13 protein-coding genes are annotated in these 14228 nt (G+C 72.5%); 3 read left to right on the top strand and 10 right to left on the bottom strand.

What is annotated here, in order from left to right; all coding sequences use genetic code 11:
* Positions 1-167: 167 nt before the first annotated feature.
* Genes DEI82_RS01900 through DEI82_RS01870 form a run of 7 tightly spaced genes read right to left on the bottom strand, consistent with a single transcriptional unit; the run spans position 168 to position 8787 of the window.
* Positions 168-1844, bottom strand: a complete 1677-nt coding sequence (locus tag DEI82_RS01900; protein ID WP_111027784.1) for an ABC transporter ATP-binding protein — start codon at positions 1842-1844, stop codon at positions 168-170.
* On the bottom strand, positions 1841-2395 hold the full coding sequence (locus tag DEI82_RS01895; protein WP_181434902.1) for a GbsR/MarR family transcriptional regulator: 555 nt from the start codon (positions 2393-2395) through the stop codon (positions 1841-1843). Before DEI82_RS01895 ends, DEI82_RS01900 begins: the two co-directional genes overlap by 4 nt.
* A gap of 13 nt (positions 2396-2408) precedes the next feature.
* The gene (locus DEI82_RS01890; protein ID WP_111035598.1) at positions 2409-3845 is read right to left on the bottom strand and encodes a serine hydrolase; all 1437 of its coding nucleotides are present in this window, start codon (positions 3843-3845) and stop codon (positions 2409-2411) included.
* 28 nt (positions 3846-3873) lie between these two features.
* Positions 3874-4764 (bottom strand): ABC transporter permease, encoded by an 891-nt coding sequence (locus DEI82_RS01885; RefSeq protein ID WP_111027786.1) that lies wholly within the window; start codon positions 4762-4764, stop codon positions 3874-3876.
* Complete coding sequence (locus DEI82_RS01880) at positions 4761-5690, bottom strand: ABC transporter permease (RefSeq protein WP_111009919.1); 930 nt, start codon at positions 5688-5690, stop codon at positions 4761-4763. The genes DEI82_RS01885 and DEI82_RS01880 overlap by 4 nt, the downstream gene beginning before the upstream one ends.
* Positions 5690-7186, bottom strand: a complete 1497-nt coding sequence (locus DEI82_RS01875; protein WP_111035597.1) for a M14 family zinc carboxypeptidase — start codon at positions 7184-7186, stop codon at positions 5690-5692. Before DEI82_RS01875 ends, DEI82_RS01880 begins: the two co-directional genes overlap by 1 nt.
* On the bottom strand, positions 7183-8787 hold the full coding sequence (locus DEI82_RS01870; protein WP_258368553.1) for an ABC transporter substrate-binding protein: 1605 nt from the start codon (positions 8785-8787) through the stop codon (positions 7183-7185). Before DEI82_RS01870 ends, DEI82_RS01875 begins: the two co-directional genes overlap by 4 nt.
* Positions 8788-9007: 220 nt before the next feature.
* On the opposite strand from DEI82_RS01870, the gene DEI82_RS01865 reads away from it, so the two are divergent.
* Both DEI82_RS01865 and DEI82_RS01860 read left to right on the top strand, forming a co-directional pair.
* Positions 9008-9697, top strand: coding sequence for an FMN-binding negative transcriptional regulator (locus tag DEI82_RS01865; protein ID WP_111035596.1), 690 nt, complete (start codon positions 9008-9010; stop codon positions 9695-9697).
* Positions 9694-11199 carry an amidohydrolase gene (locus DEI82_RS01860; RefSeq protein ID WP_220037217.1) on the top strand — a complete coding sequence of 502 codons (1506 nt, stop codon included), beginning with the start codon at positions 9694-9696 and terminating at the stop codon, positions 11197-11199. Before DEI82_RS01865 ends, DEI82_RS01860 begins: the two co-directional genes overlap by 4 nt.
* Positions 11200-11257: 58 nt before the next feature.
* Here the strand turns inward: DEI82_RS01860 and DEI82_RS01855 are convergent, their stop codons facing one another.
* Together DEI82_RS01855 and DEI82_RS01850 are read right to left on the bottom strand one after the other, a co-directional pair.
* Positions 11258-12232: an Fpg/Nei family DNA glycosylase gene (locus tag DEI82_RS01855; RefSeq protein WP_111013788.1), complete on the bottom strand. Its 975-nt coding sequence runs from the start codon at positions 12230-12232 to the stop codon at positions 11258-11260.
* 9 nt (positions 12233-12241) lie between these two features.
* Positions 12242-12730 carry a ribose-5-phosphate isomerase gene (locus DEI82_RS01850; RefSeq protein WP_111009926.1) on the bottom strand — a complete coding sequence of 163 codons (489 nt, stop codon included), beginning with the start codon at positions 12728-12730 and terminating at the stop codon, positions 12242-12244.
* Positions 12731-12805: 75 nt separating this feature from the next.
* Here DEI82_RS01850 and DEI82_RS01845 point away from each other — a divergent pair, with 75 nt between their 5' ends.
* A complete protein-coding gene (locus tag DEI82_RS01845) occupies positions 12806-13318 on the top strand; it encodes a GNAT family N-acetyltransferase (protein ID WP_111035595.1) in 513 nt (170 codons plus the stop codon).
* 183 nt (positions 13319-13501) lie between these two features.
* On the opposite strand, the gene DEI82_RS01840 is transcribed toward DEI82_RS01845, so the two are convergent.
* Positions 13502-14143, bottom strand: a complete 642-nt coding sequence (locus tag DEI82_RS01840) for a DsbA family protein (RefSeq protein ID WP_111013790.1) — start codon at positions 14141-14143, stop codon at positions 13502-13504.
* Between the last annotated feature and the right edge of the window lie 85 nt (positions 14144-14228).

Raw genomic sequence — 14228 nt, 5'->3', positions numbered from 1 at the left:
GTCCCACCCGGTCCCCCTCCCGCCTGGTTCCGACGTGACCGTCGTCGTGCGACACCTGGATCGTCGCCACGTACCGCCGCACAGGGCGCTTCCGCATGGATCGACCATGCCGTCGTCGGACGACCGCGGGAGTGTCGGGAACGAGCGGGGCGCGCGGGAGGGGGCGGTCAGCTGGCCAGACGGGCCTCCCGCCGGGCGGCCTGCTCGACCGGGTCGGGGACGGGAGCGGCCGCGATGAGCCGACGGGTGTACGCGTCCTCGGGCGAGCGGAGGATGCGTTCGCGGGTCCCCGACTCCACCAGCCGCCCGTGGTTGAGCACGACGACGCGGTCGCAGAGGGAGTCGACGACGGCGAGGTCGTGGGTCACGAAGAGGCAGGCGAACCCCAGGCGCTCCTGCAGTTCGCGGAACACGTCGAGCACCCGCGCCTGCACGGACACGTCGAGGGCGCTCGTCGGCTCGTCGGCGATGAGGAGTGCCGGATCGAGCGCCACCGCGCGGGCGATCGCGATCCGCTGCCGCTGCCCGCCCGAGAGCTCGTGCGGGTACCGGTGTCGCCACCCGGGGCCGAGCCCGACGTCGGTGAGCAGTCGGTCGACGCGCACGTCGACCTCCGCGGGGTCCAGCCCGAGGATGTGGCGGAGCGGCTCGGCGATCGTCTGCGCGACCGTGTACCGGGGGTTCAGCGAGAGCATCGGGTTCTGGAACACGACGCCGACCCGCCGACGCATCGCACGCCGGTCGGCACGACGCGCCGTCCCGACGTCCGTCCCCACGACCGTGACCGTGCCGGCGGTGATGGGTGCGAGTCCCACCGCGGCCCGTCCGATCGTGGTCTTGCCGCTGCCGGACTCCCCGACCAGGCCGACGATCTCACCACGCCCCACCGTGAACGTGACGTCGTCGACCGCCCGGAACCGCCCGCGGAGGCGGCTGCCGTACTCGACCACGAGGCCGCGGACCGCGAGGACCGCGTCCGGGACGGGCGTGGTGGCGGTGGGCACGGCCTCCCGGCCGGTCTCGCCCATGCGCGGGACGGCGGCGAGCAGCTCACGCGTGTACTCGGCGGCGGGGTGGTGGAAGACGTCCGCGACGTCGCCGGTCTCGACCACGCGCCCGTTGCGCATCACGACGACGCGGTCGGCCAGGTCCGCCACGACGCCCATGTCGTGGGTGATGAGCAGGATGCTCGCCCCGGTGCGTGCGCGGAGCCGGCGGAGGACGTCGAGCACCTCGGCCTGCACCGTCACGTCGAGCGCCGTCGTCGGTTCGTCCGCGATGAGGAGGTCCGGGTCCGCGGCGAGCGCCATCGCGATCATGACGCGCTGGCACTGGCCCCCGGACAGTTCGTGGGGGTACTGCCGGATCCGGTGCTCCGGGTCCGGCACCTCGACCATGCGGAGCAGCTCAACGCACCGCACGCGCACGGCGTCCCGGTCGCGGAGGCCCGGGTCGGCCCGGCGCACCGCCTCGGCGAGCTGGAACCCGATGGAGAACACCGGGTTGAGCGCGGCCATCGGGTCCTGGAAGATCATCGACACCCGCCGGCCGCGGACCCGGCGGAGCGTCGGCTCGTCCGCGCCGACGACGTCGAGATCGCCGAGTCGGACCGCTCCCGACGTCCGCGCTCCCTCGGGCGCGATGCCCATGACCGTCATGGCGGTCATGCTCTTGCCCGACCCCGACTCCCCGACGACGGCGACGACCTCGCCGCGGCCGACGGTGAACGAGGCGTGGTCGACGGCGACGACCTCCTCGTCCTCGACCGTGAACGCGACGGTGAGGCCGTCGACGACGAGGACGGGTGCGTCCGTCGCGGTGTCGTACGCGGTCGGTGTCGTCATGGTCGCTCCTCGGGGTCGGTGCCGGCGTCGCGGGCGGCCTTGAACGCCTCCCACTCCGCGAGCATCTTGCGGTGGTGGCTGTGCAGCCACGTCATGTAGTCGCGTCCGTTGACCAGGCGTTCGCGGATCGGTGCGTCCGCGGGATCGTCCGAGTCGCCGAGTGCCGCGAGACCCTGCTCGATCACGTCGCGCTCGCGGTCGAGGTAGCGACGCTCCCCCGCGAGCCAGCTCCCCCACACGTCGTTCTCGGCGCGGAAGTAGTGGCTGCGCTCGCCCGGGACGAAGTGCCGCTTGATGAACCCCGACACGACGAGGTGCCGCGTGGCCATCGACACCGCGCCGGAACTCGCCTCGAGCCCGGCCGCGATGTCCGCCGACGACGAGTACGGCGCGCGCGTCATGATGAGGTACGCGAGCACCCGTCCGTCCATGAGCGGGAACCCCGACCCCTGGAGCATGATCGCGAACTCCTCGACGAACGCCTGGCGGGCGGGGTCGAGGACGGGGCCGACACCGGTGGCGTCGGCGGGGGTCCGCTCGTCCGTGCTCATCCGTGTCCCGTGCTCAGGCGAGTCCGGCGGCGACCGCGGGCGACTCGTCGCCCGGGACGGCCCAGGGCGTCATCGACATGCCCCCGCCCGCCCGGATCGCGGTCACCGTGCCGTCGTCGTCGCGGGTGTACCGGATGTCCTCGTCGACGGAGCCGAACCGGTTGCCGGAACTCATGCGCACGGTGTCCGGTCCGGTGACGGTGAGGCGCGTGACGCTGTCGAGCGGTCCGGGCGCTGAGGGGTCGATCTCGAGCAGGCGGTCGCCGATCCGGGCGATGTCCGCGACGCCCCACGGGTTCGCGAACCGACCGGTCAGGGTGTCGACGTCCACGTCGTCGGGGGCGTCCGAGAGCGCGTCGCCCGGGGCCGCCGTGTCCGCGGCGGCGTCGAGCAGCCGGAGGATGCCCTGGGCGAGCAGGGTCGCGGGTCCGGCGGCGGCGTTCGTCATGACCGAGATGACGAGCGACGACGTCGGGTCGAACAGCGACTGCGTGATGTGCCCGGGGAACCCGCCCGAGTGTCCACGGACGTCGTGCCCGGCCACGCGGTCGACGATGAACCCCATGCCGTACCCGCGCGACGCCGGGTCGTCCTCGGCGGTCCACGCCCGACGCTGCGCCTGACGCTTGGCGTGGTCGGACAGGAGCTCGCCCTGCCCGATGACGTGCGCGGAGAAGTACCGGACGAGGTCCTCGGCCGTGCCGTGGAACCCGGTCGCCGAGGCCATCGCGCGCGTGTCCACGTGCGGGAGCCGCGAGCGGGTGCGGTCGACGTGGAAGCCCGTGTACCCGACGACGAAGTCGTCCGCCCGGGTCGGGTCCCAGTCCGGCCCGGTGTCCCGGAGGCCGAGGGGTTCGATGATCTCCTCGCGCACGTAGTCGTTGTAGGGACGCCCGGAGACCGCGGCGACGACCATGCCGAGCAGCGAGTACCCGAGGTTCGAGTAGTTGAAGCTCGAGCCGACCGGGACCTTCGACCCCTGGTCGAGCACGAGCGCCAGCAGTTCGTCCTCGTCGGGGAACGGCCGCGCCAGCGACCAGTAGTCGCCGTCGAGTCCGTCGCGGAGGACCCCGGCGCCGTGCTCCATGAGCTCGCGGACGGTCGCGTCGGCGATCGGCGACCCCGCGTCGACGAGCGCGGGGACGTACGTGCCCACGGTGTCGTCGAGACGGAGCTGCCCGCGCTCGGCGAGCAGCATGAGCGCCGTGGCGGTGAAGGTCTTGGAGTGCGAGGCGATGCGGAACAGGTCGTGCTCCGTCAACCGGCGCTCGGCCTCCACGTCGGCGTACCCGTACGCGGCCGACCAGACGACCTCGCCCTGGTAGCCGACGGCGACCTGCACGCCCGGCACCCGGAGCTGCCACACCTTGTACGCGACCCAGTCGGCGATGTACGGGAGGACGCCGCGGTACGCGTCGAGCGCGGCGGCGGAGGGTTCGGCGTTGGTCAAGGGAGTACCTCCTGATCGGTGACCGGCGTCAACGGCGACGCGGGTCGAGTGCGGTCCGCAGCGTATCGCCGAGCCCGATGACGCTGAGCACGGTGACCGCGAGGAACAGGGCGGGGAACACGAGCATGTGTGGCGCCTGCTGGAACTGGGTGGTGGCCGCCGAGAGCTGGAGGCCCCAGGAGATCGCCGGCGCCTCGAGCCCGATCCCGAGGTAGGTCAGCGACGACTCGGACACGATGACCCCACCGACCGTGATGGTCGCGAGGACGAGCAGCGGCGAGATCGACGACGGCAGGACGTACCGCGTCGTGATGCGCCAGGTCGAGAGTCCCATCGTGCGGGCGGCGAGCACGAACTCGGCCTGCCGGATGCCGCGCACGGACCCGCGGACGAGCCGGGCCATGGTCGGCCAGCCGAAGAGCGCGAGCACGAGCGACACCGTCAGGACGTTCCGGTCGCCGACGCTGTTGAGCACGACGACGGCGCCGAGCAGGAACGGGAAGCCGAGGAACACGTCGGTGAGGCGGGAGAGGACGGCGTCGACCCAACCGCCGTTCATGCCGGCGAGCGTGCCGACGACGACCGCGACGACCATCGCGAGGACGGTCGTCAGGACCCCGACGGCGACCGACGAGCGGGTGCCGTACACGACGTTGGCGTACACGTCGCAGCCCTGCAGGTCGTAGCCGAACGGGTGCCCGGCGGACGCGCCGTGGCCGCTCCTGCCGAGGTCGCAGGCACGCGGGTCGCCGTGGCCGAAGAACCCGGCGAAGAACGCCGGGAACACGGCGATGAGGAGCACGAGCGCCAGGACCGCGGCGGGGACCCAGAAACCGGGCGTGCGGAGGGCCGCGGCGAGCGGACGACGACGCGTGGCCACGACGGGTTCGAGGGTGGCGCTGAGCGCGGAGTCGGTCATCGTCTCACTCGCGGGTCGAGGGCGGCGTGGAGGAGGTCGACGAGCACGCTCGTCACCAGGAACACGAGGATGAGGGCGGTGGAGATCCCGACGACCGTGGCGCCCTCGTGCGACCGGATCCCCTGGAACAGCAGGTTGCCGACGCCGGGCAGGTTGAAGATGCCCTCGACGATGACGGTCCCGCCCATCAGGTACCCGAGGTCCGTCGCCAGGTACGTGACCGTCGGGATGAGCGAGTTGCGCATGACGTGCACACCCACGACGCGTCCGGGGGTGAGCCCCTTGGCCCTGGCGGTGCGCACGAAGTCCGCGTCGAGGGTGTCGAGCACGCTGGTCCGCGTGAGCCGCGAGACGGCCGCGAGACCGAAGACCGCGATGACGAGGGCGGGCAGGACGTAGGCGAACGGCCACCCCGCGGTGACCCCGGCGACCGGGAACCACCGGAGCCGCACGGAGAACACGAGTTGTGCGCCGACGCCGAGCACGAACACCGGCACGGCGCCGATGACGATCGTGCCGATGAGCACCGTCCGGTCGAGCACGGTGCCCCGCCGGAGCGCCGACACGACGCCGAGTCCGATGCCGAGGACGATCTCGAACAGCCAGGCGGTGAGCGCGAGTGCGATCGTCACGGGCCACCGCGCGGCCATCTCCGAGCCGACGCTCTCGCCGTCGAAGTCCGTGCCGAAGTCGCCGTGGAGCAGGCCGCCGAGGTAGCGGAGGTACTGCTCCCACAGTGGCTCGTCGAGGTGGTACTCGGCCCGCAGCGCGTGCACGACCGCGTCACTGAGCGGCCGGTCGCCGCCGAGCGCCTTGATCGGGTCGCCGGGGAGCGCGAACGTCATCGCGTAGATGAGGAACGTCACCCCGAGGAACACGATGAGCAGGCCACCGAGTCGGCGGCCGACGACGAGCGCGGTCCGCATCACGCGCCTCCCGGCACGCCCACCGGTCGGGAGGCGCGGCTGCGGGCGGCCCCGTCGCCGGCGTCCGCCCCTGGGTCTGCCTCCGCCGAAGAGCCGGCCGCCGGTCCGTCGCCGCCGCCCGCCGCCGGGCCGAGCGTGCGTGCGAGGTGCGACGCCGCAGCGAGGACCGCGCCGTACTGGACGCCGACGAGCGCGGCGAGCGGGATCGGCTGCTCCGCCCCGGTCCCCGCCTCGGCCTGCCACGTCGCGTACTGCTCGACGAGGCGGTCGCGGAGGCGACGGAGCACCACGGGCGCCGTGCCCGCGGTGGTCTCGGCCTCGATCGCACGGAGGAGCATGCCGCCGTAGCGGAGTCGGAAGCACCGCACGAGGTCCTCGAGGCCGAACCGCTCGGCGACCGTGGCCATCCGCCCCGGCGGCTCGCGGTCGGCCCGGGCGCGGTCCGTCTCGGCCATGCGCGCGAGCATCGGGACGAAGGCGCGCGAGGCCTCGAGGAACGGGGTCGCGATGGTGAGCATCGGGGACGCGGCGTCGAGCACCTGATCGAGGACGGAACCGGTGACCGCCATGGCGTCGGCGGTCCGACGGACGAGGTCGGCGTAGGACTCGCCCGTCGCCCTGTCGTCGTCGGCGTCCGGGTGCTGCCAGTACGGCAGTTCGGCCACGAGCGAGAGCGTGCCGTGGCGCCCCGCCCACGAGGACGACGACGACCCACCGATGAACGCGGCGGGGTCGATGCCGAGGGACTCGTAGTAGTCGTACGCCTCGTCGATCTCCCCCATCGCGAACACCGACCGCGCGTACTCCCGCAGGTACGGGGACTCGGGTTCGCCGGTGTCGAGCGGGAGCCCGAGCGCGGCCGGGACGGCGTGCAGGGTGGCGATGACCTCCGGCTCGTCGCGGGAGAGGTAGTAGTAGACGCCGCCCATCTCGCCGTTGTGCAGGCTCACGAGCAGGTCCGGCCGCACCCGGTCGATGAGCAGCATGAGTCCGAGCGTCTCGGGCAGGACCCGGTCGAAGTACGCGCCCTTGTGGTTCGTCGGGAACGTCCACTCGACCTGGGCGTCGGGTGCCGGCCGGTAGAAGTGCCGGGCGTAGTGCACGCGGTCCGTCGGGTCGTCGAACCACGCCTCGTTGAGCCGCATGCCGTCCGGGTCGATCGTCGGGACGATGTGCCACGTCGTGTCGAGGGCGGCCGCGAGCACCGGGTCGGTGAGCACGCTCTGGGCCAGGTGCAGCGCGGTCCACGACCCGATCGGCTCGTTCGGGTGCACCCCGCCGACCACGACCGCCGAGCGTGCACCGCGGCCGACCCGGTAGGCGTGGATCGGCTCGCCGAGGCGGCTGGTGCCGACGCGGGTGACCGTGACGGCGTCGGGGTGGTCGGCCGCCAGGCGGTCGAACCGCGCGACGAGGTCGTCCACCGTCGGGAACCCGGTGTGCTGCGGGACCGCGCGGGCGTGTTCGACGATCGTGGCGGTGTCGAGGCCGGTCACTTGCTGACCTGGATCTCCGAGATCACGGGGCTGCCGGCGACCTCGGGGAGCTTCGTCACCGTGCTGCTCGTGACGTAGGAGTACTTGTCGAAGAACGTCGGGACGATCGGGAAGTCCTGGAGCACCCGCTTCTGCGCCTTGTTGTACAGGGCGTCGGCGGCGGACTGCGTCGATGCGGCGTCGGCCTGGTCGAGCAGCCGGTCGACGTCGTCGTTCTGGTAGTACCCGGCGCAGGTCGTGCACCCGCCCGCCGCGGTGAACAGCGCGCGGAGCGTGTTCTGCTGGCTCGTGTACAGGGCGCCCCAGTGGCCGAAGTGCGGTCCGGCGACCGTCTTGGCGGTCAGCGTGCTGTAGTACGACGCCCAGTCCGTGGTCGGCTTCGCCACGACCTTCGCGACACCGAGGTTCTGGCGGATCTGGTTCGCGTACGCCTGGTACAGGGAGTCGAGTCCGAGGCCGCCGGGGTAGACGAGGTCCATCTCGCCGGAGAACCCGCCCGCCGCGGCGAGGAGCTGCTTGGCGGCCGCGGGGTCGTACGTGCAGTACTTGCCGCAGATGCCCTCCTGGGTTCCGGACATGACCGGCGGGGTGAGCGCGGTCGCGGGTTCGTAGAGTCCGCCGTAGATCGCCTTGTCCACCTGCTTGCGGTTGATCGACATCGAGATCGCCTGACGGATCCGCGGGTCGGAGTACCGCTTGTCCCAGAGCGGGAACCCGAGGTAGTCGATGCCCGGCGAGGTGAACGAGTACAGGTGGTCCCCGAAGTCCGACTTCGCGCTCGTCATCTTGTCGGCGGGCAGGTAGAGGACGTCCGCGTTGCCGGCCAGGACGTCCGTGTAGGCGGTGTCCATGTCGCTGTAGCTGCGGTAGGTGACCCGCTCGGTCTTCGGCGCCGGGCCCTGGTACCCGCTCCAGGCCCTGACGGTGAACTCCTTGTTCTTCGTCCAGGCCTCGGTCATCTCGTACGGGCCGTTGCCGATCGGCTTCTTGTCGTACGCCTTGATGTCCCGGTAGGCGGCCTTCGGCATCGGGTAGAACGCGGTCTGCGCCTGGCTCAGCTGGAGCGGGAACTGGCTGTCAGCGTGGGTCAGCGTGACGGTGAACGTGTCCTTGCCGGTGACCTTCAGCCCGCGCATGGTGTCGGTCGTCGGCGTGCCCGAGGTGGGGTTGAGGTCGGAGTACCCGACGATCCCGGCGAGCTCGCCGCTGTTCTCCCACGCGTGCGGGGCGTACGCCGTGTAGTTCCAGGCGCGGACGTAGCTCTCGGGCGTCACGGTCTCGCCGTTCTGGAACTTCCAGCCGTGGCGGAGCGTGATGGTCCAGGTCGTGGCGTCGTCGCTCTTGACGCTCTTCGCGGCCAGGTCCGTGAGGTGGTCGTCGCTGTCGGTCTGGACGAGCGGCGCGAACAGGCTCATCACCTGGTCGAACGCCACCGTCTGTCGGCCCGGGGTCAGGTGGTCGGGCACGCCGGTCGCGTACACGAGGCTCGTGCCGGACGCGTCGTCCGACGAGGACCCACCGCCCGCCGAACACCCGGTCGCCACCAGTGCCAACGCCGCCGCCGCGGCCACCGCCGCGATGCCACTCCGTCGCATGTCCATCTCGCTCCTCGCGGGGCCGCGACGCGTCGCGCCGGGCCTGCTGTGGCCACCGGATCGGTCGGCCGGGCCGGGCAGGAGCCGGCTTGGCTGCTCACGGTAGGGAGCACGGCGGCGCGCACTCAAGGCTTCTTTCACTCCGCGTTGAAAGCTTCACGAGGTCGAAACACCGACGAAACAGCCCCGGTGGTGGCCGCGCAGGGCCTGTGGGACGCTGTCCGACATGCGCCACACACCCGCGTTCCTGATGACGGACCCCGAGGAGGTCCGCCGCCTGGTCCGCGCGCACCCGTGGGCGACGATCGTGTCCGCGACGACGGAGGGCCTGGTCGCGTCGCACTACCCGTTCCTGCTCGAGGACCCGGGTGACGACGCCACGGAGATCACCCTGGTCAGCCACGTCGGGCGCCCCGACGAGGTCGCCCACGAACTCGGACGGCACGAGGTCCTCGTCATCGTGCAGGGTCCGCACGGGTACGTCTCGCCCGCCTGGTACCCGGCCCAGCAGTTCGTGCCCACCTGGAACCACGTGACCGCCCATCTGTGGGGCACGCCCGAGATCCTGTCCGACGAGGAGAACTTCCGTGTGCTGGGGGAGCTCGTCGACCACTTCGAGCGGCGCATGCCGTCGCCGGTCGGCCTCGACGTCGACGAGGACGCCGCCCGCCGCATCGCCCGGGGCACCGTGGGGATCCGGATCCGGGTGACGCGGTTCGAGGCGCGCGCCAAGCTCAGTCAGAACAAGGCGCCCGAGGTCGTCGACGACGTCATCGCCGGGCTCGAGTCCCCCGGGCCGTACGGACACCCGGCGCTCGCCGCGGAGATGCGTCGCGTCCGTGACCGCGCCACGGCCGCGCCGGATCCCGAGGACCGGCCCGCGCCGGAACCGGCCCCCGGGACGGACCGCACGTGACCGGGACCCTCATCCGCCACGTTCGGCGCATCGGGACCGCGGGCGCGTCCGCGGACGTGCTCGTCCGGGAGGGCCGGATCGCCGCCGTCGCACCGGCCGGCGTCATCGAGTCCACCACGCCCACGGCCGACCTCGAGGACGTCGTCGACGCGGACGGTGCCTGGCTCGGCCCCGGGCTGTGGGACCACCACACGCACTTCGACCAGTGGGCGCTCGTCCGGCGCCGGGTCGACGTCTCGGCATGCACGAGCGCCGCCGGCGTCGCCGCGGTCATCGCCGACGCCGCGCGGAGCGCCTCGCCCGACGACGTCCTCATCGGCTACGGGTTCCGGGACGGGCTCTGGCCGGACGCCGCCCACCGTGACCTGCTCGACCGGGCCGCACCGGGCCTCCCGGTCGTCGTCGTCAGCGGTGACCTGCACGCGGTGTGGTGCAACGGGATCGCGCTCGCGCGGTACGGCGACCTGCTCGACCGGCCCCTCGTGACCCATCCGACCGGGCTGCTCCGCGAGCAGGACGCGTTCGACGTCAGCACGGCGATCTCCCGCGTGCCCGACGCGGTGCTCGACGACTACGTCGCCGACGCCGTCGAGGCGGCGAGCGGCCGGGGCGTCGTCGGGGTCGTCGACCTCGAGATGCGGTTCGGGCTCGACCGCTGGACGCGCCGCGTCCGCGCCGGCATCGACGGCATCCGGGTCCGATCCGGCGTCTACCCCCAGGAGCTCGACGCGGTGCTCGACCGCGGGCTGCGGACGGGGGATGTCGTCCCGGGAACCCTCGGCCTGGTGACCATGGGGCCGTTCAAGGTGATCACCGACGGTTCGCTCAACACCCGCACCGCCGCCGTCGACGAGCCCTACGCGGGGCTGCACGGGCACGACGCACTCGGGGTCCTCGCGTTCACGCCGGACGAGGTCCGCGCGCTCGTGCGCCGCGCCGCCGACGGCGGGCTCGTCCCCGCGGTGCACGCCATCGGCGACCGGGCGAACGCCCTGGCGCTCGACGTGTTCGAGCAGGTCGGGGTCCGCGGGTCCATCGAGCACGCGCAGCTCCTGCGCCCCGCCGACGTCGCCCGGTTCGCTCGACTCGGCGTCGACGCGAGCGTGCAGCCGGAGCACGCGATGGACGACCGCGACGTGGCGGACCGCTACTGGGCCGGCCGGACCGACCGCGCGTTCGTGTTGCGCACACTCCGCGAGGCCGGGGCGCGCCTCCGCCTCGGGTCCGACGCCCCCGTCGCGCCGCTCGATCCGTGGGTGTCGATGGCGGCGGCGGTCGGTCGGGACCGCGACGGCCGGGAGGCGTGGCACCCGGAACAGCGCATCGACCAGCTGACCGCGTGGACGGCGTCGACCGACGGCCGCACCACGGTCGCCGTCGGCGACGTCGCGGACCTCGTGCTCGTGGCATCGGACCCGCTCGCGGCGTCGTCCGGTGCGCTCCGGTCGATGCGCGTCCTGGGGACCGCGGTCGCGGGGCGCTGGACGTACCTGGACCGCTGAGCGGGGCCGGCGCCGAGCGGGGCCGGCGCCGAGCGGGGCCGCTGCGGTGCGGACCGGGTCAGGTCTGGTCGACCGGGCACCAGTAGAGCTTGCGGCCCGCCATCATCGCCATCGCGATGTTCGTCCCGCACACGCGGCAGGGCAGCCCGGCGCGGTGGTACACCCAGTGGCGGTCGTCCCGGCTGCGGAGCGCGGCGTCGTACTCCTCGGGGGTCAGGTCGTCCATCGTCATCATCTGACCGACGCGGACGCCGTCGTGCAGGAGCTTCGACCAGTCCCGCCAGAGGGCCCGTGCCTGCTCGTCGGTGACCTGCTTGCCCGGCTTGTACGGGTCGAGGCGGGCGCGGAACAAGAGCTCCGCCCGGTAGACGTTCCCGATGCCGCTGACGACCGACTGGTCCATGAGCAGCTGCCCGATCGGGACGTTCCGCCGCCGCACGCCGTCCACGAACCGCTGCTCGGCCTCGGGGCCGTCGTCGACCATGGGGTCCGGGCCGAGCTTGTCGATGGCGCGCTGGATCTCCTCCGCCGTCTCGACGACGCACGCGGTCGGCCCACGGAGGTCGGCGACGGCGGTGTCCGTGAGGATCCGGACCCGCACCTGGCCGACCGGCTCGGGCGGGAAGGCCTCGATCGGGGTCTCCTCGTGCTCCTGCTCCGCCATGCGGTAGCGCGAGCGGCGGGGTGCCCCGATGCTGGCCAGGGAGTCCTCGCCCGCGGCGTCGACGATCGTCCCGCGCTGGTTGGTCTGCCCGATCCGGCCGTTCGCGCTCGCCATCGTGGCGTCGGTCGATATCTCGCCGGCGAAGTCCCACGCACCGTAGAGGCCGAGGTGCACGCGGAGGAACAGGCCGCCCTCGAACTCGAGGAACATCTGCTTGGCCACCGCCGTCGCACCGGTCATCACGCGGCCGTCGAGCTGGGCGGCGCCGGCCGCGAACCGCCCCTGTGGGCTCGACACGCTGCAGCGCTGCCCCACGAAGTGCAGGGAGAACTGCCGCGCGATGCGGTGGATGGAGTGACCCTCGGGCATCAGGACGGCTCAGGCGTCGATCTGCTTGCCGGCGATCGTGCCGGTGGTCTCGTACTCGGCGAGCTGCGCGATGCGACGCGCGTGGCGCTCCTCGCCCGAGAACGGCTCGGCGATGAACAGGTCGACGAAGCGGATGGCCTCGGCCTCGGTGTGCTGGCGGGCACCGATCGAGATGACGTTCGCGTCGTTGTGCTGCCGGGCCAGCAGCGCAGTCGACTCGTTCCACACGAGCGCGGCGCGCACACCCTCGACCTTGTTGGCGGCGATCTGCTCGCCGTTGCCCGACCCACCGAACACGACGCCGAGTGCCTGCACCCCCGCACGCTGGTCGCGCACGACGGCCGACGCGGCGTTGATGCAGAACGAGGGGTAGTCGTCGAGCGGGTCGTACTCGGCGGGACCATGGTCGACGACCTCGTGGCCGGCCTCGGTGAGGTGCTGGGCGAGCGTGTGCGAGAAGTCGAGGCCGGCGTGGTCCGTGCCGAGGTGGATGCGCATGCCTGCGATCCTATTCCCGGGCGCAGACGCCGCTCCGGGCCGGTCCGGCGTGCTGCCGGCCCCTAGCATCGAGGCATGACCACGACCCCGCCGGACGTCGTCGTGCGGCATGCCGAGCCGGACGACCTCGACGTCGTGCACGCGCTCCACCGCGAGGCCGTCCTGCACTCCACGGCGATCTGGCGCGACGAACCGCTCCCCCGCGCGTGGTTCGACGACTGGCTGGCGGAGCGCCGCCGCGACGGGTTCCCGGTGTTCGTCGCCGAGGCCGACGGTGTGGTCGCGGGCTACGTCACCTACGGGCCGTGGCGCGAGAACCCGGGCTACCGGTGGACCGTCGAGGACAGCATCTACCTCGACGCGCGGTTCCACGGCCGGGGCATCGCGTCGACGCTCCTCGGGGCCGCGATCGACCATGCCGTCCGGGCCGGACGACACGTCATGATCGCCGACATCGCCTCGGACAACGCCGCGTCGATCCGCCTGCACGAACGGTTCGGGTTCGAGCACGTCGCCACCGTGCGCGAGGTCGGCCGCAAGTTCGACCGGTGGCACGACCTCGTCGTCATGCGGCGAGCCCTGGCTTGACGGGGTGGGACCGACCCTCCGCCTCCGCGTCGACCTTCCGCCGAGATCGCAGAACACGCCGCTCACGTCCATCCGTGAGCGGCGTGTTCTGCGATCTCGGCGACTCCGGGCGCCAGCCCGGGCGGGGCGGCCGGGAGGGACGGGGCGGGACCGACCCGCGCCTCCCGGCCGACGGCGGCCGCGTCAGACGGTGTCGAAGATCGGGCCGACGGTGCGGGAGCGCTTGAGCTCGAAGAAGCCGGGGTACCGGGCCGCCGCGACGACGCCGTCCCACAGGTCGAGCGCCTGCTGACCCTTCGGGGCGGGCGAGATGACGGGGCCGAAGAACGCGGTGCCCTCGACGGCGATCACCGGGGTGCCGACGTCCTGGCCGACCCGCTCGATGCCGTCGCGGTGGCTCTCGCGCATCGCGGCGTCGGTCTCGTCGGTCCACGCGGCGTCGGCGAGATCGGCCTCGAGTCCGAGCTCCTCCAGGACGGTGGGGACGACCTGCTGCGGGTCCTTCTCCTGACGGTGGTGGATGTGCTCGCCGAGGGCGTCGTAGAGGCGCTTGACGACGTCCTGGCCGTGGCGGAGGCGCGCCGCGGTGACGAGCCGCGAGTACACCTGGTTCCGGTCGAGCGCCTCCTTGTAGTTCTCGGGGATGTCCTGGCCCTCGTTGAGGACGAACAGGCTCATGACGTGCCACGTGACGTCGAGGTCGCGGTGCTGCTCGACCTCGCCCACCCAGCGGCTCGTCATCCACGCCCAGGGACACGTGGGGTCGAACCAGAAGTCCACAGCGGTCGGGGTCGTCGGGGAGCTGTCCACAGCGGTGTCCGTCATGCCGGTGACACTACGCGCGTCGGTAGGGTTGACGGGTCGCCATCGACGGCGACGACACCCCCGACGCGCCGGGCCCACGACGCCT

It is taken from the genome of Curtobacterium sp. MCBD17_019, from assembly GCF_003234555.1.
Classification (GTDB): Bacteria; Actinomycetota; Actinomycetes; order Actinomycetales; family Microbacteriaceae; genus Curtobacterium.
The sequence above is the reverse complement of the archived record's forward strand: the minus strand, read 5'-3'. Positions and strand labels throughout refer to the sequence as shown.

Excerpts from the sequence above, each read along its gene's own strand:
- DEI82_RS01900 (WP_111027784.1), bottom strand. The coding sequence starts at position 1,844 with ATGACGACACCGACCGCGTACGACACCGCGACGGACGCACCCGTCCTC.
- DEI82_RS01895 (WP_181434902.1), bottom strand. The coding sequence starts at position 2,395 with ATGAGCACGGACGAGCGGACCCCCGCCGACGCCACCGGTGTCGGCCCC.
- DEI82_RS01880 (WP_111009919.1), bottom strand. The coding sequence starts at position 5,690 with ATGCGGACCGCGCTCGTCGTCGGCCGCCGACTCGGTGGCCTGCTCATC.
- DEI82_RS01865 (WP_111035596.1), top strand. The coding sequence starts at position 9,008 with ATGCGCCACACACCCGCGTTCCTGATGACGGACCCCGAGGAGGTCCGC.
- DEI82_RS01870 (WP_258368553.1), bottom strand. The coding sequence starts at position 8,787 with ATGGACATGCGACGGAGTGGCATCGCGGCGGTGGCCGCGGCGGCGGCG.
- DEI82_RS01840 (WP_111013790.1), bottom strand. The coding sequence starts at position 14,143 with ATGACGGACACCGCTGTGGACAGCTCCCCGACGACCCCGACCGCTGTG.
- DEI82_RS01845 (WP_111035595.1), top strand. The coding sequence starts at position 12,806 with ATGACCACGACCCCGCCGGACGTCGTCGTGCGGCATGCCGAGCCGGAC.
- DEI82_RS01885 (WP_111027786.1), bottom strand. The coding sequence starts at position 4,764 with ATGACCGACTCCGCGCTCAGCGCCACCCTCGAACCCGTCGTGGCCACG.
- DEI82_RS01855 (WP_111013788.1), bottom strand. The coding sequence starts at position 12,232 with ATGCCCGAGGGTCACTCCATCCACCGCATCGCGCGGCAGTTCTCCCTG.
- DEI82_RS01850 (WP_111009926.1), bottom strand. The coding sequence starts at position 12,730 with ATGCGCATCCACCTCGGCACGGACCACGCCGGCCTCGACTTCTCGCAC.